At 56.4% G+C, this 18,869-nt stretch carries 19 protein-coding genes and 1 pseudogene; 7 read left to right on the plus strand and 13 right to left on the minus strand.

Annotation, left to right across the window (positions count from 1 at the left end):
• Positions 1–77: 77 nt before the first annotated feature.
• Both glpK and AC4ANK_RS07915 read right to left on the minus strand, forming a co-directional pair.
• Positions 78–1,583, minus strand: a complete 1,506-nt coding sequence (glpK, locus tag AC4ANK_RS07910; RefSeq protein ID WP_002554859.1) for a glycerol kinase GlpK — start codon at positions 1,581–1,583, stop codon at positions 78–80.
• A 60-nt stretch (positions 1,584–1,643) separates the two neighbouring features.
• Complete coding sequence (locus tag AC4ANK_RS07915) at positions 1,644–2,501, minus strand: MIP/aquaporin family protein (protein ID WP_002554858.1); 858 nt, start codon at positions 2,499–2,501, stop codon at positions 1,644–1,646.
• A 340-nt stretch (positions 2,502–2,841) separates the two neighbouring features.
• On the opposite strand from AC4ANK_RS07915, the gene ybaK reads away from it, so the two are divergent.
• Positions 2,842–3,312: a Cys-tRNA(Pro) deacylase gene (gene ybaK, locus AC4ANK_RS07920; RefSeq protein WP_002554857.1), complete on the plus strand. Its 471-nt coding sequence runs from the start codon at positions 2,842–2,844 to the stop codon at positions 3,310–3,312.
• 8 nt (positions 3,313–3,320) lie between these two features.
• Here the strand turns inward: ybaK and AC4ANK_RS07925 are convergent, their stop codons facing one another.
• Positions 3,321–4,394, minus strand: coding sequence for an ABC transporter ATP-binding protein (locus tag AC4ANK_RS07925; RefSeq protein WP_002554856.1), 1,074 nt, complete (start codon positions 4,392–4,394; stop codon positions 3,321–3,323).
• Complete coding sequence (gene argF / locus AC4ANK_RS07930; RefSeq protein ID WP_002554855.1) at positions 4,391–5,311, minus strand: ornithine carbamoyltransferase; 921 nt, start codon at positions 5,309–5,311, stop codon at positions 4,391–4,393. The genes AC4ANK_RS07925 and argF overlap by 4 nt, the downstream gene beginning before the upstream one ends.
• Positions 5,312–5,761: 450 nt before the next feature.
• Between argF and AC4ANK_RS07935 the strand changes: the two genes are divergently transcribed.
• From AC4ANK_RS07935 to grxD, 3 genes and pseudogenes are all read left to right on the plus strand, one after another.
• Positions 5,762–6,055, plus strand: a complete 294-nt coding sequence (locus tag AC4ANK_RS07935; protein WP_002554854.1) for a hypothetical protein — start codon at positions 5,762–5,764, stop codon at positions 6,053–6,055.
• A 132-nt stretch (positions 6,056–6,187) separates the two neighbouring features.
• Positions 6,188–8,295: pseudogene (locus tag AC4ANK_RS07940) on the plus strand (molybdopterin oxidoreductase family protein).
• Positions 8,296–8,383: 88 nt separating this feature from the next.
• A complete protein-coding gene (grxD, locus tag AC4ANK_RS07945; protein WP_460383211.1) occupies positions 8,384–8,710 on the plus strand; it encodes a Grx4 family monothiol glutaredoxin in 327 nt (108 codons plus the stop codon).
• 129 nt (positions 8,711–8,839) lie between these two features.
• On the opposite strand, the gene bfr is transcribed toward grxD, so the two are convergent.
• From bfr to pyrC, 4 genes are all read right to left on the minus strand, one after another.
• Positions 8,840–9,310 carry a bacterioferritin gene (bfr, locus tag AC4ANK_RS07950; protein WP_002554851.1) on the minus strand — a complete coding sequence of 157 codons (471 nt, stop codon included), beginning with the start codon at positions 9,308–9,310 and terminating at the stop codon, positions 8,840–8,842.
• A 201-nt stretch (positions 9,311–9,511) separates the two neighbouring features.
• A complete protein-coding gene (locus AC4ANK_RS07955; RefSeq protein WP_002554850.1) occupies positions 9,512–9,730 on the minus strand; it encodes a bacterioferritin-associated ferredoxin in 219 nt (72 codons plus the stop codon).
• Positions 9,731–9,928: 198 nt separating this feature from the next.
• Positions 9,929–10,606 carry a ribonuclease T gene (gene rnt, locus AC4ANK_RS07960; RefSeq protein WP_002554849.1) on the minus strand — a complete coding sequence of 226 codons (678 nt, stop codon included), beginning with the start codon at positions 10,604–10,606 and terminating at the stop codon, positions 9,929–9,931.
• Positions 10,603–11,646, minus strand: a complete 1,044-nt coding sequence (gene pyrC / locus AC4ANK_RS07965; RefSeq protein WP_002554848.1) for a dihydroorotase — start codon at positions 11,644–11,646, stop codon at positions 10,603–10,605. The genes rnt and pyrC overlap by 4 nt, the downstream gene beginning before the upstream one ends.
• Positions 11,647–11,795: 149 nt before the next feature.
• Between pyrC and AC4ANK_RS07970 the strand changes: the two genes are divergently transcribed.
• Both AC4ANK_RS07970 and AC4ANK_RS07975 read left to right on the plus strand, forming a co-directional pair.
• Positions 11,796–12,701, plus strand: coding sequence for a flagellar protein MotY (locus AC4ANK_RS07970; RefSeq protein WP_002554847.1), 906 nt, complete (start codon positions 11,796–11,798; stop codon positions 12,699–12,701).
• Between the two features lie 120 nt (positions 12,702–12,821).
• Positions 12,822–14,039 (plus strand): argininosuccinate synthase, encoded by a 1,218-nt coding sequence (locus AC4ANK_RS07975; protein ID WP_002554846.1) that lies wholly within the window; start codon positions 12,822–12,824, stop codon positions 14,037–14,039.
• 417 nt (positions 14,040–14,456) lie between these two features.
• Here AC4ANK_RS07975 and AC4ANK_RS07980 read toward each other — a convergent pair whose 3' ends face one another.
• Positions 14,457–14,984 carry a hypothetical protein gene (locus tag AC4ANK_RS07980; protein WP_002554845.1) on the minus strand — a complete coding sequence of 176 codons (528 nt, stop codon included), beginning with the start codon at positions 14,982–14,984 and terminating at the stop codon, positions 14,457–14,459.
• A 746-nt stretch (positions 14,985–15,730) separates the two neighbouring features.
• Positions 15,731–15,919 carry a hypothetical protein gene (locus tag AC4ANK_RS07985; RefSeq protein ID WP_002554844.1) on the minus strand — a complete coding sequence of 63 codons (189 nt, stop codon included), beginning with the start codon at positions 15,917–15,919 and terminating at the stop codon, positions 15,731–15,733.
• A gap of 360 nt (positions 15,920–16,279) precedes the next feature.
• On the opposite strand from AC4ANK_RS07985, the gene AC4ANK_RS07990 reads away from it, so the two are divergent.
• Entirely contained in the window at positions 16,280–16,906 is a 627-nt protein-coding gene (locus tag AC4ANK_RS07990; RefSeq protein WP_002554843.1) for a response regulator transcription factor, read from the plus strand.
• Between the two features lie 159 nt (positions 16,907–17,065).
• Here AC4ANK_RS07990 and AC4ANK_RS07995 read toward each other — a convergent pair whose 3' ends face one another.
• The 3 genes from AC4ANK_RS07995 to rsxB form a co-directional block, all read right to left on the minus strand.
• On the minus strand, positions 17,066–17,248 hold the full coding sequence (locus AC4ANK_RS07995; protein WP_002554842.1) for a PA3496 family putative envelope integrity protein: 183 nt from the start codon (positions 17,246–17,248) through the stop codon (positions 17,066–17,068).
• Positions 17,249–17,354: 106 nt separating this feature from the next.
• Entirely contained in the window at positions 17,355–17,993 is a 639-nt protein-coding gene (gene nth / locus AC4ANK_RS08000; RefSeq protein ID WP_002554841.1) for an endonuclease III, read from the minus strand.
• Positions 17,990–18,862 carry an electron transport complex subunit RsxB gene (gene rsxB / locus AC4ANK_RS08005; protein WP_002554840.1) on the minus strand — a complete coding sequence of 291 codons (873 nt, stop codon included), beginning with the start codon at positions 18,860–18,862 and terminating at the stop codon, positions 17,990–17,992. Before rsxB ends, nth begins: the two co-directional genes overlap by 4 nt.
• Between the last annotated feature and the right edge of the window lie 7 nt (positions 18,863–18,869).

An 18,869-nucleotide genomic window follows, 5' to 3' on the forward strand; every position in this document is an offset into this window, starting at 1 on the left:
GCAAATGGCGCCCATCATGCCGCAGGCAAGTGTGACCTGTCAGCCGGAATCCTGTCCCCTCCGCACAACAGCGGGTATCACTCTTCGTTTTCGTGCGGTTCCCAGTCACGGGTGCGCGCGACAGCTTTTTGCCAGCCCGCGTAGAGTTTCTCGCGGTGGGCCTCTTCGCAGGAAGGTTCGAACACGCGCTCGATCACCGCCTTGTTGCGCAACTCGTCCAGGCTGCTCCAGAACCCGATCGCCAGACCGGCCAGGAACGCGGCGCCCAAGGCTGTTGTTTCACGCATTTGCGGGCGTTCGACGTGGGTGCCGAGAATGTCCGCCTGGAACTGCATCAGGAAGTTGTTGGCTACCGCACCGCCATCTACACGCAGTGACTTGAGGCGTTCGCCGGAGTCCTGCTGCATCGCATCAAGTACGTCGCGGGTCTGATAAGCGATGGATTCCAGCGCTGCACGGATGATGTGATCAACCTTCACGCCACGGGTCAGGCCGAACAGTGCGCCTCGTGCATACGGGTCCCAGTAGGGCGCACCCAGACCGGTGAACGCGGGCACCAGATACACGCCGTTGCTGTCCTTTACCTTGCTGGCAAAGTATTCGGTGTCCAGCGCGTCGTTGATGAGTTTGAGTTCGTCGCGCAGCCACTGCACGGTCGAGCCACCGTTGAACACGGCACCTTCCAGTGCGTAAGCCACTTCACCGCGAGGCCCGCAGCCAATGGTAGTCAGCATGCCATGCGCCGATTTCACCGCTTTCTTGCCGGTGTTCATCAGCAGGAAGCAGCCGGTGCCGTAGGTGTTCTTGGCCTGGCCGGGTTCGACACACATTTGGCCGAACAGCGCCGCCTGTTGGTCGCCTGCGATACCGGCAATCGGGATGCCGCTCTTACTGTGGCCGTAGACCTCGGAGGAGCCTTTGACTTCTGGCAGGATCTCACGCGGGATATCCAGCACATCGAGCATGCGCTGATCCCATTCCAGCGTATGGATGTTGAACAGCATGGTCCGCGAGGCGTTGGTGTAGTCGGTGACGTGAACCTTGCCGCCGGTGAATTTCCAGATCAGCCAGGTATCGATGGTGCCGAACATCAGCTCGCCTTTGCGGGCGCGCTCGCGGCTGCCTTCGACGTTGTCCAGAATCCACTTGACCTTGGAGCCGGAGAAGTACGGGTCAATCACCAGACCTGTGGTGTCCTTGATGTACTCCTCAAGACCGTCGCGCTTGAGCTGCTGGCAGATCTCGGTGCTGCGGCGGCACTGCCAGACGATTGCGTTGTAGATCGGGCGGCCGGTGTCGCGCTCCCAGATGACCGTGGTTTCACGCTGGTTGGTGATACCGATGGCGGCGATCTGGTTATGGTGCAGATCAGCCTGCGCCAGCGCCTTGGTCATGCACGCAGTCTGAGTGGCGAAGATTTCCATCGGGTCATGCTCTACCCAGCCTGCCTGCGGATAGTGCTGTACGAATTCGCTTTGGGCAGTGCTCACCACGTTGGCATCGCGGTCGAAAATAATGGCGCGCGAGCTGGTGGTGCCCTGGTCAAGAGCAATGATGTAGTTCTTGTTCTGTGTGTCAGTCATGTCGATTGCCTTGCATTGTTGGGTGGGATTCAGTTGGGTGAGATTCAAATTGAGTGAAATTCAAGATGAAGCCTGAACTTTGCCGCGAACCACTGGAGCATTTTTTTCGTTTTCAACAGGATCGGCGCTCGGCAGATGACGCGCAATCAGCGCGCGATAGCCAGCAGCACCAAGGCAGGCACCCAGGATGGACGCAAAAATCGGAACCAGGAAATAAGGAATGTCACGACCACCGGTGAAGGCTATTTCACCCCAGCCAGCGAAGAACGTCATCAGCTTTGGACCGAAGTCGCGCGCCGGGTTCATGGCAAAACCGGTCAGCGGGCCCATCGAGCTGCCGATCACGGCCACCAGCAGGCCTATCAGCAAGGGTGCCAGCGGGCCGCGCGGCAAACCGTTGCTGTCATCACCCAGAGCCATGATGACGCCCATCAGAATAGTGGTGATGACCACTTCGACCAGAAATGCCTGCCCCACGGAAATGGCAGGGTTTGGATAGGTCGAGAACACCGACGCCAGTTCAAGGCTCTGTTCGCTGCCGCGAATGATGTGGTGCGCATGTTCGAAGTCGAAAAAAAGACTGATGTACAACAGGTATACCAAGCCAGCTCCGCAGAACGCGCCTGCGATTTGCGCCGAGATATAAAAAGGCAATTTGCGTTTTTCGAAACCGGCAAACAGACTCAGCGCGATGCTGACGGCCGGGTTGAGGTGGGCACCTGAAATACCGGCGCTGAGGTAGATCCCCATGCTGACGGCCATGCCCCAGATGATGCAGATTTCCCACAAGCCGAAAGTGGCTCCCGCGACCTTGAGCGCAGCAACGCATCCTGTGCCGAAAAAAATCATCAGGGCTGTGCCAAGAAATTCAGCTACACATTGCCCGGTGAGTGTCGGTTGTTTTAGTGCGATGGTCATGGATACCTCATTTTTGTTTTTGTCTCGGCACCCTGAGACAGGCGTGGGTGCTCGTTATTCGTGCGTATCAGAAAAACCCCATTTCTGATCGCTGGTGCGAGTTATACCGAAAAACCGCTTTCGATAATATTCGTAAACGAAAAAATATAGACAAGAAACAACGCTGTCAAAGGTCGGAACCGAACGGTCATGGAGTGGATACGAGCCCGCACAGCCGCTTTATACCGGGATTTTATGGCTGTTACCAAAAAGCCATCAGTGTTGCAGGTGGCGTGAATCAAGGCATGTTCACTTTACTTGGCTTAAAGTGGCAGGCAGTCGGAAGCCTAAGGAGCGTTGCATGACCCCTGCACTGGATTTACTGAAAAAACTTCGCGCCGAACATCGTATCCACAGTTACGAACACGATCCCAAAGCAGCGTCATATGGGCTGGAAGCAGCGGAAAAGCTGGGGCTGGAGCCCGCGCGGGTTTTCAAGACATTGTTGGCCAGTACCGAAAAGGGCGAGTTACTGGTCGCCGTAGTGCCGGTCGTCGGAACGCTTGATCTGAAGGCTCTGGCACAGGCCGCCGGGGCGAAAAAAACCGAAATGGCTGACCCCGCGGCGGCGCAGCGCTCAACGGGCTACCTGTTGGGTGGCATCAGCCCACTGGGCCAGAAGAAGCGCCTGCGTACGTTCATTGACGGCACAGCGCAGGGTTTTGAGAGTATTTACGTCAGCGCCGGGAGGAGGGGGCTGGAGGTTGAGCTTTCGGCAGCCGTGCTGGCCGAGCATACGCAGGCTCGGTTCGCACCGATTGGCAGGGAATAAGCTGGGGCTCAGTGATTGACCGTATGCGCCGCGACGCTGCCTGGCGCTGCAAACAGCACCAGATGGTCAGCTGCCACCCGAATACCGACTTCCTCGCCCTGGCTGTGATCGGCATGACTGGGGAAAATGGCTTCAAGTTGGCTGCCGGTAGACAGCTGCAGGCGATACAGCGTCGATGCGCCCTGAAATGTTCGACCGATTACCCGCGCTTTCAGGTCGCTTTGCGGCGCGTAGACGATATCGTCAGGTCGCAGCAAGACATCCACGGCGCTGCCGCTGACGCCCGGATATGCCCGGTTGCCACGCAGAACACCCAGTTCGGTGCGCACCGATTCGGGGTCTATCATCTGCCCGCGAATGAAATACCCCTGTCCAATGAAGCTGGCAACAAAGGGTGTGCGAGGTTCGTGATACAGGTTGTAAGGCGTATCCCACTGCTCCAGGCGACCCTCCTTGAATACGCCGACATGATCGCTGACCGCAAAAGCCTCTTCCTGATCATGGGTCACCAGAATGGCACTGGTGCCACGCGCCTTGAGAATATCGCGCACCTCATGGCTCAGACGTCTACGCAACTCGCCATCCAGGTTGGAGAAGGGTTCATCGAGCAACAACAGTTGTGGCTCCGGTGCCAGCGCCCTGGCCAGGGCCACTCGTTGCTGCTGCCCACCGGACAACTCGTGAGGGTAGCGTTTGCCCAGGGCGCCGAGGTTGACCAGTTCAAGCAACTCGGCGACTACCTGATCCAGCCGCGGGTGGTTGCGAATGCCGAATGCGATGTTCTCGGCGACGCTCAGGTGCGGGAACAGCGCGTAATCCTGAAACACCATGCCGATGCGACGCTTCTCCGGTGCCAGAGTCCAGCCCGGACGGGAAATGACTTCGCCCGCCAGGGTTATCTCCCCTGCATGTATCGGCTCGAAACCGGCAATCGCACGCAGTGTGGTGGTCTTGCCGCAGCCCGATGATCCCAGCAGGCAGCCGATATCGCCCGCGTTAAGGTGCAGATTCAACTCCTGCACCACGCGCTGATTCTGATAGCCGCACGCCAGATTGCGCAGGTTCAGCAGCAAATGGCTCATGCGCGCTGGTGAGACGGCGCGACGAGAAACTCCAGCAACGCTTTCTGTGCGTGCAGGCGATTCTCTGCCTGATCCCATGCGACCGAACGCGAATCATCCAGCAGATCTACACTGATTTCTTCGCCACGGTGGGCAGGCAGACAGTGCATGAACAGTACGTCCTTGTCGGCCAGGTCGAGCAAGGCGCGCGTTACCTGAAACGGTGCGAACAACGCCATGCGCCGAGCGGTTTCCTCTTCCTGACCCATGGAGGTCCACACGTCGGTGCTGACCAGGTGTGCACCGGCGACTGCTGCTTTCGGGTCGCGAACAATGGTCACTCGCTCACCTGCCAGCGCCAGGAACTCGGGGTTCGGCTCGTAACCGGCAGGGCAGGCCACGCGCAACTGGAAGTCGAACTGAATGGCCGCTTCTATATAGCTATTGCACATGTTGTTGCCATCGCCGATCCAGGCGACGGTCTTGCCTTTGATCGAGCCGCGATGCTCCAGAAAGGTTTGCATGTCGGCCAGCAACTGGCATGGGTGCAGGTCATCCGACAGACCATTGATAACCGGAACGCGGGAATTGGCGGCGAATTCGGTCAGATTACTGTGCGCGTAGGTACGGATCATTACCGCATCGAGCATGCGTGACATCACTTTTGCGCTGTCGGCAATTGGCTCGCCACGGCCCAATTGGGTGTCGCGATGGGACAAAAAGATGGCCTGGCCACCCAACTGAATCATCCCTGCTTCAAAAGAAAGACGGGTACGTGTCGAGGATTTCTCGAAAATCATCCCCAATACCCGGTTCTTCAGCGGTTCAAAAAGCTCACCGCGATTTCGCAGGTCTTTGAGCTCTACGCCACGACGGATCAAGCCCAGGAGTTCATCTGGGGTGTAATCCATCATCGAGAGAAAGTGCCTGGCGTTCATGATTAACTACCTTTTTTGCAACAGACCGCAGGTTATCAAAGCCGGTTTTTATCGGGAAAACGGGCGAGACCTGCGGCGGAAGCCGCACGAGGCGACGAATAAGAAAGGCGCGATAGTATAAAAAAATGTCGCGTCTTACCAATAGCATGCTGTTTTCTGAAACACCTATGTCACTGGCGCTCCCTTTCAGGGGGCACTGTTATTCTTTGTTGACGAGTTAAAAACTGGCTAAGCTGATGAGGCCAATAGCCATCTCTGCTTTTTCCGAAGGCAGCATTTGTACACTGCTCAAATAGCGCTTGGCAATTAGTACCAATCCTGCAACAGTCCGGGTTTGCGCGGGTGCGCTGAATGCGACCCGCTTCACGGGCTGGAAACAAGGACCGTTTCTTTAATGCCGGGCGTAGGTTATAAATCGTTGCCGATACATTACTGATCGAGGGGTGGGGAATGGACTCAAAAGAGCGTCAACTAACGGAGTTACTCGGGCTGACCGCCCGCACGCTTACCCATCTGACCGCCTCAATGACCTCGATGTCCTTTGAGTTGCTGCGCAGCGAGGACGAAGTCACGCGTAATGCGGGGCGGCGCATGATTGATCGCATGGCGACCATCAGCTCAGGGCTCGACGAGCATTGGCGCCTGATCGGTGACCTGACCGGTGTTCACCTGGCTCAGGAGCAGGTCGAAACCGTCACTGAAATCCAGCTGCAGCGCAAGGTCGTCACGCCTATCGGCGGCTGATACGGTCTACTCATCGGCGCGCCTGATGCTCCCCGATTCACATGACAAACGTCAGTGGCGCGGGGTATTGGTAGCGGCCATAGTGCTTGTCAGGCAATCAACCGGATTGCCACGACAAGATCTGAGGCTGTGATGACCCGGACTGAACACTACCGCGCCTGCCACCTGTGCGAGGCCATTTGCGGTCTTGCCATCGAGACCGTTACCGAGCCGGATTCTGCCCCGCGCATCACCTCGATCAAGGGTGACCCGCTGGACACTTTCAGCCGTGGCCACATCTGCCCCAAGGCTGTTGCCCTGCAAGACATCCAGAACGACCCCGACCGCTTGCGTCAGCCGATGCTGCGCAGTGGTGATCAATGGCGGCCGATTGCCTGGCAGGCCGCGTTCGATATGGTGGCAGAGCGGCTTTACGCCATTCAACAGCGCCATGGGCAGAACACGGTAGCGGTTTATCAGGGTAACCCCAGTGTGCACAACTATGGGCTGATGACCCACAGCAATTACTTTCTCGGGCTGCTCAAGACTCGTAATCGCTTCTCGGCGACCTCGGTTGACCAGTTGCCGCATCACCTCACCAGTTTTCTGATGTATGGCCACGGCATGCTGTTGCCGATTCCGGATATCGATCACACCGACTTCATGCTGATCCTGGGTGGCAACCCATTGGCGTCCAACGGCAGCATCATGACCGTGCCGGATGTTGAGAAGCGTCTGAAAGCCATCCAGCAGCGCGGCGGTAAACTCGTGGTCATCGACCCGCGCCGCAGTGAGACGGCGGCCATCGCCGACCAGCACCTGTTCGTGCGTCCGGGCGGTGATGCAGCGCTGCTGTTCGGGCTGCTCAATACTCTGTTTGAAGAAGGCCTGACTCGCGAGAGTCACTTGCCTATCGATGGCCTGGATCAGGTGCGATACGCCATTGCAGGTTTCACTGCGCAGGCCATGAGCCCACGCTGCGGCATTGCTGCCGAGCAGATCCGGCAACTGGCGCGGGATTTTGCTGCAGCCGACAAGGCGGTCTGTTATGGCCGAATGGGGTGTCGACCCAGGCCTTCGGCACGCTGTGTCACTGGTTGGCGCAACTGATCAATCTGGTGACCGGCAACCTGGATCGCGTGGGCGGAACGCTGTGTACGGAGCCCGCAGTTGACCTCGTCAGTTCGACTTCGGGCGGCCATTTCAATCTATGGCAAAGCCGGGTGTCCGGCCTGCCTGAGTACGGCGGCGAGTTGCCGGTTTCAGCGCTCGCCGAGGAAATGCTCGTGGACGGGGAAGGGCAGGTTCGCGCGCTGGTGACTGTCGCGGGTAACCCGGTTCTGTCCACCCCCAATGGCCGTCAGTTGGAACAGGCGCTCGAAGGTCTGGAGTTCATGCTCAGCATTGATCTGTACATCAACGAAACTACCCGCCACGCCGACTTGATCCTGCCGTCCACCTCAGCGTTGGAAAACGATCACTACGACACCACCTTCAATACCCTCGCAGTGCGCAACGTCACTCGCTTCAATCAGGCCATTTTCGACAAGCCCGAAGATGCGCTGCATGACTGGGAGATCTTTGTCGGTCTGGCCAGATCATTTGCAGCCCAGGCGCAGCGTGAACTCAAACCGACCCTGCCACCCGCGCAGATGATTGATCGCGGGTTGCGCGCAGGCTTCTATGGCGATGCATCGCCGCACAAACTGTCACTGGAAACGCTGGCCAGTCACCTGCATGGGCTTGATCTGGGCGCGTTGAAGCCTAACCTCACCGAGCGCCTGAAAACCGCCAATGGGCGGATTCAGGCGGCCCCAGAGGTCATCATGGCCGACCTGACGCGCTTCGCTGCCGATCCCGCTCCCGATTCCGGAGCATTGTTGCTGATTGGTCGTCGGCACGTGCGCAGCAATAATTCGTGGATGCACAACTATCACAGGCTGGTAAAAGGCAAGCCCCGGCATCAATTGCTGATGCACCCTGACGATCTTGCCTGTCGTGGTTTGAGCGATGGCCAGCAGGTTCGGGTCAGCTCCCGGGTCGGGACGATCGAGGTGCAGGTGTTGGGCAGTCTGGACATGATGCCCGGAGTGGTCAGCCTGCCGCATGGCTGGGGGCATTCGCGTGCGGGGGTGAAAATGGATATTGCCCGGAGTCAGCCAGGGGTGAGCGCCAATGACCTGACCGACGAACGGCAACTCGACGTACTCTCCGGCAATGCGGCGTTGAACGGTGTGCCGGTACAGGTGGCTGCCTGTTAAGGCTCAAGACAGAGCGTCATGCTCGGGATTTCGTTACAATGCGCCACCGTGCCGACAACTGAGTCGGATATTTCAGCCGAGGTGCTCCATGGATATCATCGAAACGATCAAAGAGCAGATTGCCAACAACACCATTCTGCTTTACATGAAAGGCGCTCCGAATGCCCCTCAATGCGGCTTTTCGGCCAAGGCTTCCCAGGCATTGATGGCGTGTGGCGAAAAATTTGCCTACGTCGACATTCTGCAAAACCCTAAAATTCGCGCCAACCTGCCAAAGTACGCCAACTGGCCGACTTTCCCGCAATTGTGGGTGGCTGGCGAACTGGTCGGCGGTAGCGACATCATCACCGAAATGATGGCTGATGGTTCGCTGCAAACTCTGGTCAAGGAAGCATCGGCCGCCAAAGCCGAGTAAAGCGTTGCGCTGCAGCGTGGGCACGATCGTCGAGATTATCGTGCCCTGCGCTCAAGCATTGGTTTTACGCACAAGAAAAAGCCCGCTCTCGATTGAGGCGGGCTTTTTCATTGCAACGCAACCGGTAAATCAGTCGCCCATCTGCGACTGCAGGTAGTTCTCGATACCGACCTTGACGATCAGACCCAGCTGGGTCTCGAGCCAGTCGATTTGCTCTTCCTTGGGCTCGAGGATGTCTTCCAGCAGCTCACGGCTGCCGAAGTCACCAACTGTCTCAAAGTGAGCGATCGCGGCTTTCAGATCGGCCAGACCTTTTTGCTCGATCTTCAGGTCGCACTCCAGCATTTCCTTGGTGTGCTCGCCAATCAGGATCTTGCCCAGATCCTGCAGGTTTGGCAGCCCTTCAAGGAACAGCGTGCGCTTGATCAGCTTGTCGGCATACTTCATCGCATGGATGGATTCTTTGTACTCATGGCCGCCGAGCTTTTTCAGACCCCAGTCTTCATACATGCGCGCATGCAGGAAATACTGATTGATGGCGACCAGCTCGTTTCCGAGGATCTTGTTGAGATGCTGGATGACTGTAATGTCGCCTTTCATGTTCGAGGTCCTGCCGGTGGCTTGTGTATATAAGCGCCGAGTGTGAGCCGCGCTTAAACGCCTGTCAAACCTAAGTTGTTGAATAATAAGTGAATTTAAATAGGAATAAGAATGTTTGAGTTCCGCATCTTGACGCTAAGCGCTTGAATTACAGGCATAAAAAAACCGGGCAGGGTGCCCGGTTCTTTAAAAGAGGGGTATTCAGGCGGCTGAAAATTCTGCTGGATAGGCCAGCGATGCCTGAGTGGTTTGCAGTTCTGTCAGCGTGTCACGCACCACTTCCTTCGCAAGGCAGGCGCATTTTCCGCATTTACTCGCAACACCCAGCGTTTCACGGACTTCACGATAACTGCAGCAGCCTTCCAGAATTGCATCCCGGATTTGACCGTCTGTGACACCTTGGCAAAGACAAACATACATAAGCTATTGACCGTCGCTGGTTTATTGCTTGGTGCCGAGGAGCTTAATGTTAATGAGAATGCTTGTCAAAACTGTTTTGGGTTCGATTCAGGTACAACGATGAGTGGTTGTTTTCAGAGTCAGCGTATCCAGATATCCCGTTCCAGACAGGCATGAAAAAACCGGCGCGAAGCCGGTCCGTTCACTGGCGTGCCGACCTTAGTCGTCGAAGTCTTCCCAGCCGCCCATTTCCTTCCAGCGGTTGACGATGCCGCAGAACAGCTCTGCAGTCTTCTCGGTGTCGTAGCGAGCCGAGTGGGCCTCGCGGCCGTCGAAGTCGATTCCGGCAGCCTGGCAGGCCTTGGCCAGCACGGTCTGACCGTAGGCCAGGCCTGCGAGGGTAGCGGTGTCGAAGCTTGAGAACGGGTGAAACGGGTTGCGCTTCATGTCCATTCGCGCGACAGCGGCATTGACGAAGCCGAGGTCGAAGCTGGCGTTGTGGCCGACCAGCACGGCGCGTTTGCAGCCATTGGCCTTGAGAGCCTTGCGCACGCCGCGGAAGATGTCGTTCATTGCGGTTTCTTCGCTGACCGCCATGCGCAACGGGTGATCCAGCTTGATACCGGTAAACTCCAGCGCAGCGGCTTCGATGTTGGCACCTTCGAACGGCTCTACGCGGAAGAAATAGGTGTGTTCCGGGAACACGAAGCCTCTTTCATCCATGCCGATGGTCACGGCAGCAATTTCCAGCAGTGCGTCGGTGGCTGAGTTGAAACCGCCGGTTTCTACGTCGACGACCACGGGCAGGTAGCCGCGAAAGCGTGCTGCCATCGGGTGACGAGAACCGCCGCCACCGCCGTGGCCTTCGTGTTCGTCGTCAAAATGATCTTCACTCACGCGTGTTCCTCCAGACGCCAGCGCAGTTTTTCACCAGCGCGCAGCGGGATAACGGTCAACTCGCCAAACGGCAGGCTGGCAGGGGCGGTCCACTCGTCACGCACCAGCGTGATGGTGTCCTGATTGGCGGGCAGGCCATAGAACGCCGGACCGTGAAGGCTGGCGAAGCCTTCCAGTTTGTCCAGAGCGTTACGCTGCTCGAAAGCTTCTGCATACAATTCGATGGCCGCGTAGGCGGTGTAGCAACCGGCGCAACCGCAAGCGTTTTCCTTGGCGTGTTGGGCGTGCGGTGCCGAGTCGGTACCCAGGAAGAACTTGCCGCTGCCACTGGTGGCGGCGTCGAGCAGGGAGGCCTGATGCGTATTGCGCTTGAGAATGGGCAGGCAATAGAAGTGCGGGCGAATGCCGCCAACCAGCATGTGATTACGGTTGTACAGCAGGTGATGCGCGGTGATGGTGGCCGCGACATTGGCTGATGCTTCATTGACGAACTGCACCGCTTCACCGGTGGTGATGTGTTCAAACACCACTTTTAGCGTCGGGAAGCGTTCGACTACACGACGCAGGTGCTCATCGATGAAGACCTTTTCGCGATCGAATACGTCGATCTCGCCGCGCGTCACTTCCCCGTGTACCAGCAGGAGCATGCCGACTTCAGCCATGGCTTCGAGGGCAGGGAAGATCTTGTCGATGCTGGTGACACCGGAATCGGAGTTGGTGGTTGCACCGGCCGGATACAGCTTGGCGGCGTGCACGAAGCCACTGGCTTTCGCGGTACGGATGTCTTCAGGCGTGGTCTGGTCGGTGAGGTACAGCACCATCAACGGCTCGAAGCGGCTACCGGCCGGGCGTGCAGCCAGAATGCGCTGACGATAGGCATCGGCTTGCTGCGCGTTGCGCACCGGAGGCACGAGGTTGGGCATGATGATTGCGCGGCCAAAAGTTCGCGCTACGTCAGCAACGGTATGAGGCAAGACAGCTCCGTCACGGAGGTGAATGTGCCAGTCGTCGGGACGCAGGAGGGTCAGGCGGTCAGACATTGGGGATTCCAGGCGGGTCAAACTCGCTGGGAATGCTACCGGAAAAGACTCTCTCAGGCATCCGCTATCAAGTTTTGCACGAAGTTACCGATAGCCCCCTTGTCAGTCAGTCATTTTTTGTTTCGCGTTTATTTTCAGTGGAGCCTCCCGTGCGCCAGCGATATTTAGCCCTGCTCAGCATGTTTGCCAGCCTCCCGGCGATGGCTATCAGTTTCCAGACACGTCTGGAGAGCATCGAGTGGAAGGTCGAAGGCGATCAGTTCGAATGCCGCCTGACTCAGCCGATCACCGACTTCGGTGCCGGTGAGTTCGTGCGCCGTGCCGGTGAGCAGGCGACGTTTCGCCTCAAGGCTTCATACAACATGCTGGGCAACGGTTCCGCAACGCTGCTGGCCGCCGCAGCACCGTGGCAGCCGGGGCGCGGTGATATCAATCTGGGTTCGGTGCGCGTCAGCAATGGCGACATACCCTTCAATACTTCCCAAGTACAGGCCGGGCGCCTGATCAGTGGTCTGATGGACGGTCGCAGCCCGCTTATCCGTCACTACACCCGTGACGGTGGCCAGATGGAAGTGCGCCTGCTGCCGGTCAAGTTCAGCAAGGCGTTCAGCGATTACCAGGCGTGCACAGCCAAACTTCTGCCGATGAACTTCGATCAGGTCAAACAGGCTGAAGTAGGATTTCCCGGTGGCGGTATTGAGCTGGATGCCCGTGCCAAGGCGCGTCTGGACAACATGGTGGCCTATCTGAAGGCCGACCCGACGGTTAACCGTATCGAGCTTGACGGCCATTCGGATAACAGTGGCAATCGACTCACCAACCGTGACCTTTCCCGCCGCCGTGCGCTGGCGGTCATGGACTACTTCAAGGCTCAGGGTATCCCCGAGCAGCAAATCACCCTGCGTTTTCACGGCGAACGCTACCCGCTGGTGCCCAACACCAATGAGGCCAATCGTGCGCGCAACCGCCGCGTGAACGTGCATCTGGAGCGTGTTGCGCCCGATGAGCGTCCGGTACCTGTAGCCTCTGCGGTCAGTGCAGCGCACACGTCCTGAGGGCTGCATAACGCTCCTGCCAAACGTCGCCTTGTCGTCACAAGCTGTCGCGCCCCTGTAAATTTGCTGGTTTGAACGGTAGAATCAGCGGTTTTCCGTACAACCCGGTGGAGTGATGGCATGGCGGACGTAAACAAGGTAGTTCTCGCGTATTCCGGTGGCCTGGATACTTCGGTAATCCTCAAGTGGCTGCAAGATACGTACAACTGCGAAGTGGTGACCTTTACCGCTGACCTGGGTCAGGGTGAAGAAGTCGAGCCGGCGCGCGCCAAGGCTCAGGCCATGGGCGTGAAAGAAATCTACATCGATGACCTGCGCGAAGAGTTCGTGCGTTATTTCGTGTTCCCGATGTTCCGTGCCAACACCGTCTATGAAGGCGAGTACCTGCTGGGCACTTCCATCGCTCGCCCGCTGATCGCCAAGCGCCTGATCGAGATCGCCAACGAAACCGGCGCTGATGCCATTTCCCATGGTGCCACCGGCAAAGGCAACGATCAGGTGCGTTTCGAGCTGGGCGCCTATGCGCTCAAGCCAGGGGTCAAAGTGATTGCTCCGTGGCGTGAATGGGACCTGCTCTCTCGTGAAAAGCTGATGGACTACGCCGAGAAGCACAACATTCCGATCGAGCGCCACGGCAAGAAGAAATCCCCGTACTCGATGGATGCCAACCTGCTGCACATCTCCTATGAGGGCGGCGTGCTGGAAGACACCTGGACCGAGCACGAAGAAGACATGTGGCGCTGGACCAAGTCCCCTGAGGACGCGCCGAACGTTGCAACTTATCTGGAGCTGACCTACCGCAATGGCGACATCGTTGCGCTGGACGGCGTTGAGATGACGCCTGCCACTGTGTTGGCGACCCTGAACCGCATCGGTGGCGAAAACGGCATCGGACGTCTGGATATCGTTGAAAACCGCTACGTGGGCATGAAGTCCCGTGGCTGCTACGAGACACCTGGCGGCACCATCATGCTGCGCGCTCACCGCGCCATTGAATCGATCACCCTGGACCGTGAAGTCGCCCACCTCAAGGACGAACTGATGGCCAAGTACGCCAGCCTGATCTACACCGGTTACTGGTGGAGCCCGGAGCGTCTTATGCTGCAGCAGATGATCGACGCGTCTCAGGCCCATGTGAACGGTGTTGTACGTCTGAAGCTTTATAAGGGCAATGTGATCGTCACCGGTCGCAAGTCGGACGATTCGTTGTTCGATGCCAATATTGCTACCTTTGAAGATGACGCAGGCGCCTATGATCAGGCTGATGCGGCAGGCTTCATAAAGCTCAATGCCTTGCGTATGCGTATTGCTGCGAATAAAGGCCGCAAGCTGTTCTGATACTGCTGGTTGTTCGATGAGTGCAGCCCTCGCGGGGCTGCACTTTAAACCCGGGTTCCCCGTCACGCCTGTAGCCATTTCTCAAATTCAGTCTCCCTGACAAGTTACTCATTGTTCATAAGTGTTTCGAAACCGTCCTGCCGGACACTCAATGTGTTTTCGGTGTTGCAGTGCGCGTTTGATATTGACAGCGTATTTCCTTCGGCAAGTCATGTAAGAATTCTTTAGCCGGGTGCAGGCGATCATATACCACCGCCTATGTACTCATTAAATCCGTTCTTACCGTTCATGGCGAAAAGCGCAGGTGTGCTTTTGGTTTTTTCCTACAGTAGCTGTCGAAGTTAAAAGCAGGGGGCCTGGTGCTTTCTGCGTGGCAGTCGAAACTTATGCACTCGGTACCTGTTTTAGAGTCTGGCCTCAGGGCGTGTCGCTATCGCGTTGCTGCCTGAACTCGAATCGATAGGCTTTGCCGATATTCCATACCTGGCGAAGGCTCAGGTCCAGTACCTGGGCAATCTCGGCTGCGGTATAGCCCAGCGCCGAGTAATGCATGGCGTGGCCGGCCACCACGTCGTCGATATCCGTCGTGTCATGACGGGCGTCCCTGCGGGTGGTGAGCATGGGCTGACTGACAGCGATCGTCACACCGTTTTCGGTGGCCAGTTGGCGAACGTCTTTTTTATTCATGCGTAATGAATATTGCAGCGCTGTGAAGCCTGCGCCCTTGGCGGCCAGGTATTTGAGTTGTTCAAGCTTGCCAGCGTGTTCAGGCCCGTCTGGCAGGGTTGGCGCTGTATCAGTTGAGGAAGGGTTTGATGCGCCTGCCACCTCTCCATCGGGTATGACTGCAATAATACCGCCTTTGGCAACAAAGTTTTCCACAGCGGTGATTAACTCAGAGGCGGTGGGTATTGATGAGCGCGTGCGCGCATATCTAGTATTCATGGTGTGTCCCTTTTTGAACATGGTTATACACAGAGCCCATTCAAAAGAGTTGCCAGGCACTCAGTGTTTGTCACGCAGCAGCTCGCCTGATGAGCCGTGTACGTAACACCTGAATTCAGCCGGTTCGCGTGATACACCGAGTTCGTGTAAACGCGCCGCTCATGAACTGCAAAGCTGTATTACCTAATGATAGGGTTTCATAGGGCTGCACATAGTTAATGGCAGTAAATAATAAAGTTTCTGTTAAAAAAGTAACGACTGATAATAAAATTTGCAAGTGAAAAATGGCGTGTCTCCAGAATTGATGTGTCGTTCTTTATAAAGTCTTACGTGTTGTAATGTTGCGTCCGTGAATTTTGTAGTACGTTTCCTATTCGATTCCCTGTGTCTGGACCTGAAATAAAAAATGGTATTTGCTACTTGCCGAAAGAGCTACTTATGGTCTTGAATGATGTAGGGTTATGCTATGGTGTGTGTAAGATTTTGCGACAGTGCAAAGGTTGGTGGATTACCATTATTTAGCGTTTGTCGACAGTGGCCCAATATGGCAGGCCGCGTTTATGTTGTGCGCTTCTGTTGTAGGACTTTTCTTTCAGGCCTGTAGGGTGTGTCCTTAAATAAATATTTGTACGAAATTCCGTAATAGATGTGTAATTTTTAATCCCCGTTTACGTATGTAATGCGTGGTGTGTATTCACTGATTTTCCATCATGGGGTTTCGGGTAAGGCATCCGGATGCAAGGCCTCTATAGTTGGCTGGCTATCTGGATAAAGGCTGTAATGCCTGCCAGCGCCCTATATCGATGTGCGAGCGGCGAGACAAAGATCGATGAAAACTGATGGCAGTCCTGCATTTTCCTGGCGTACAGGTAGTGGCCTGCCTTCAAATGATTCAGCTCAAGGGTTTTCAGCTGTTTTTGCTGGCGATAAGCCATGTGTCAGGCGTGTTCTGACGGTGATGCAAAAATAGTGTGGCGATACTTTTAACAGATGCAGCAAGGTCATTTTTGAACGTAAAAGTTTGGCCGGGTTTTGCTGCATGCATTTACTGACTGGCGCTGCGATGCTTATGCCGTAGCCGCCAGCAATAAAAAATCACCAGATTCCGAAAAGGAAGGCTCTGTGAAAATTAATAAAAAATGTACGTTCCTGCCGAGTTTTGTAGGAAGTTTCTGCTGTAATTGTAGGAATGGTCTTTGGCTGTCAGTCCACAAGGGTGAGCGCCATGCAAAGCAGTAAACGACTAAGTTATTGTGCTGGCTCTGAAAATTCGAATAGCGAAAAATGTACTGCCCATGAATAAAGTGCTGATCGTGGATGATCATCCCGTCATTCGCCTTGCTGTACGCATGCTGATGGAGCGTCATGGCTATGAGGTCATCGCGGAGACTGACAACGGTGTGGATGCGCTGCAACTGGCTCGTGAGCACCTTCCTGATATCGTCATTCTTGATATTGGTATCCCCAAGCTCGACGGGCTGGAAGTCATTGCCCGCCTGTCAGCCATGACATTGCCGTTCAAGGTCCTGATTCTGACGTCTCAGGCACCCGGCCACTTTTCCATGCGCTGCATGCAGGCAGGGGCCGCCGGATATGTCTGCAAGCAACAGGACCTGACCGAGCTGCTCAGCGCTATCAAGGCGGTACTCTCGGGGTACAGCTACTTTCCCAATCAGGCATTGCATACTGTTCGCTCCAGTATGGGCAACGCGAGCGAGTCGGACATGGTTGACCGACTTTCCGGCAGGGAGATGATGGTTCTGCAACAACTGGCCAGAGGCAAGACCAACAAGGAAATTGCAGACGGTATGTTTCTGAGCAATAAAACCGTCAGTACCTACAAAACGCGTTTGCTGCTCAAGCTCAACGCGCATTCACTGGTCGACCTGATCGAGCTCGCCCAGCGTAACGGGCTGGTCTGAGTAGCCGGCCTGTTTGAGAAGGGCGTGTGCCTGATGTCCACGTGTATGGAGCGAGTGACGAGCAGCCATCTCACGTATTGAAGCCTCTTCTGCGAGAGGCTTCAAATGCCAGAGTAGAACGTTAGGTTCCAGGAAGCCGGTGCGAGGTTTTGCGCTTGTCTAGAAGTCGAAATCGTAATCGGCCAGTTGTTTCTGCAAGCGCCGCTCTTCAAGCAGGTTGTCGATGGTGCGTCGTTTGCTCAGATTGGTCTTTGCCGGCTCTACGGTCGCAGTTTCGGTTTCGTCCGTATCGACGGCAACAAGGTCATCGTCCACGTCCAGTTGCTCGTTGTCAGTGCTCATGAAGTCGACTCCAGGGCTTGGGCTCTCTGGCGCTTCTTATATCGACAATCCACAAGCGGGTAAAAAAGATTTTTTCAATCGACAGAGCAGCAATTACCGGGCTGGCTCAATCGTCGGACGTTTTCTCCTTGTAATCGCACAGGTCTTCTATACGGCAACTGCCGCATCTGGGCTTGCGTGCCTGGCAAACGTAGCGTCCGTGCAGGATCAGCCAGTGGTGCGCATCGAGCAGATAGTTCTTGGGCACAAATTTCATCAATTGCTTCTCGACCTCCACCACATTTTTCCCTGGTGCGATGCCCGTACGGTTGCTGACGCGAAAGATGTGAGTGTCTACAGCCATTGCGACCTGACGGAAAGCGGTGTTGAGCACGACATTGGCAGTCTTGCGTCCTACGCCCGGTAAGGCCTCGAGCGCTTCTCGGGTCTGCGGTACTTCGCTGTTATGCAACTCCACCAGCATCCGGCAGGTTTCAATTACGTTTTTGGCTTTGCTGTTGTAGAGGCCAATTGTCTTGATGTACTCGGACAGCCCTTCAACGCCTAGGTCATATATGGCTTGTGGCGTGTTGGCGACCGGGTACAGCTTCGCCGTGGCCTTGTTGACGCTCACGTCAGTGGCCTGGGCAGAAAGGATAACGGCTATCAACAACTCAAAAGGCGTGGTGTAGGCCAGTTCGGTTTTCGGGTCCGGATTGTCCTCATGCAGCCTGCGAAAGATTTCCTGACGTTTTGCAGCATTCATGGGCGGAGATTTTCCTCAGGATGAGTCTGTACGGGTGCTTGCAGAAGCGCTGCAAGTGCCTGTTCGGCTGCTTCATATTCGCGTTGCAACTCCACGAGCCTGGCGGCCTGCTCGGCAATCGGCGGATGGCCGAAAGCCTTGAGCGACTTGTTGAGCTGCGCACGACTCATGGCCACGGCAATCCGGGCTTTTTTCAGGGCCTCGTCCGGCGTGGCAGGCTTGTCGTTCTGGGCGTGTCTGGCGGCGGACTGTAAAGCGTCACGACTTGGTTCAGCGCGCTGTGACCGGGCGATACGCTCGGCCAGCCGGGTTTGTTGCTCGCGGTACAAGCGTGCATTGCGTGCTTCGAAACGCAGCCGGGCGTGGGTACGCTTGCGCAGACGAGCTTTTTGCAGATCAGGGGTGGGTGCCAGGCCGCCTATGATGGGCGTGACACTCGCCATCGGCAGCGGATGCATTTCAATGCAGTCTACCGGGCATGGCGCAACGCACAGATCGCAGCCAGTGCACTCATCGACAATCACGGTGTGCATCAACTTTGCAGCGCCGACAATGGCGTCCACGGGGCAGGCCTGAATGCATTTGGTGCAGCCAATGCACTCTGCTTCGCGAATGAACGCAACCTGCGCAGGGGCTGCACCGCGTTCCATATCCAGCCTCAGAACCGGAACCGCAAGCAGCTCTGCCAGCTGGGCTATTGTTTCGTCCCCGCCCGGTGGGCATTTGTTGATGGCTTCGCCGCCGGCAATGCCCTCTGCGTAGGGCTTGCAGCCGGGGTGGCCGCACTTGCCGCACTGAGTCTGCGGCAGAAGGGCGTCGATGCTGCGGATAAGGTCCACGTCGGGAAGCAGGCGAATCAATTCAGTCATGATCTTG

This window comes from Pseudomonas sp. Pmew2, assembly GCF_058129885.1.

Coding starts and splice junctions, on each gene's coding strand:
- glpK (WP_002554859.1), bottom strand. CDS start 1,583: ATGACTGACACACAGAACAAGAACTACATCATTGCTCTTGACCAGGGC.
- AC4ANK_RS07915 (WP_002554858.1), bottom strand. CDS start 2,501: ATGACCATCGCACTAAAACAACCGACACTCACCGGGCAATGTGTAGCT.
- ybaK (WP_002554857.1), top strand. CDS start 2,842: ATGACCCCTGCACTGGATTTACTGAAAAAACTTCGCGCCGAACATCGT.
- AC4ANK_RS07925 (WP_002554856.1), bottom strand. CDS start 4,394: ATGAGCCATTTGCTGCTGAACCTGCGCAATCTGGCGTGCGGCTATCAG.
- argF (WP_002554855.1), bottom strand. CDS start 5,311: ATGAACGCCAGGCACTTTCTCTCGATGATGGATTACACCCCAGATGAA.
- AC4ANK_RS07935 (WP_002554854.1), top strand. CDS start 5,762: ATGGACTCAAAAGAGCGTCAACTAACGGAGTTACTCGGGCTGACCGCC.
- grxD (WP_460383211.1), top strand. CDS start 8,384: ATGGATATCATCGAAACGATCAAAGAGCAGATTGCCAACAACACCATT.
- bfr (WP_002554851.1), bottom strand. CDS start 9,310: ATGAAAGGCGACATTACAGTCATCCAGCATCTCAACAAGATCCTCGGA.
- AC4ANK_RS07955 (WP_002554850.1), bottom strand. CDS start 9,730: ATGTATGTTTGTCTTTGCCAAGGTGTCACAGACGGTCAAATCCGGGAT.
- pyrC (WP_002554848.1), bottom strand. CDS start 11,646: ATGTCTGACCGCCTGACCCTCCTGCGTCCCGACGACTGGCACATTCAC.
- AC4ANK_RS07975 (WP_002554846.1), top strand. CDS start 12,822: ATGGCGGACGTAAACAAGGTAGTTCTCGCGTATTCCGGTGGCCTGGAT.
- AC4ANK_RS07980 (WP_002554845.1), bottom strand. CDS start 14,984: ATGAATACTAGATATGCGCGCACGCGCTCATCAATACCCACCGCCTCT.
- AC4ANK_RS07985 (WP_002554844.1), bottom strand. CDS start 15,919: ATGGCTTATCGCCAGCAAAAACAGCTGAAAACCCTTGAGCTGAATCAT.
- AC4ANK_RS07990 (WP_002554843.1), top strand. CDS start 16,280: ATGAATAAAGTGCTGATCGTGGATGATCATCCCGTCATTCGCCTTGCT.
- AC4ANK_RS07995 (WP_002554842.1), bottom strand. CDS start 17,248: ATGAGCACTGACAACGAGCAACTGGACGTGGACGATGACCTTGTTGCC.
- nth (WP_002554841.1), bottom strand. CDS start 17,993: ATGAATGCTGCAAAACGTCAGGAAATCTTTCGCAGGCTGCATGAGGAC.
- rsxB (WP_002554840.1), bottom strand. CDS start 18,862: ATGACTGAATTGATTCGCCTGCTTCCCGACGTGGACCTTATCCGCAGC.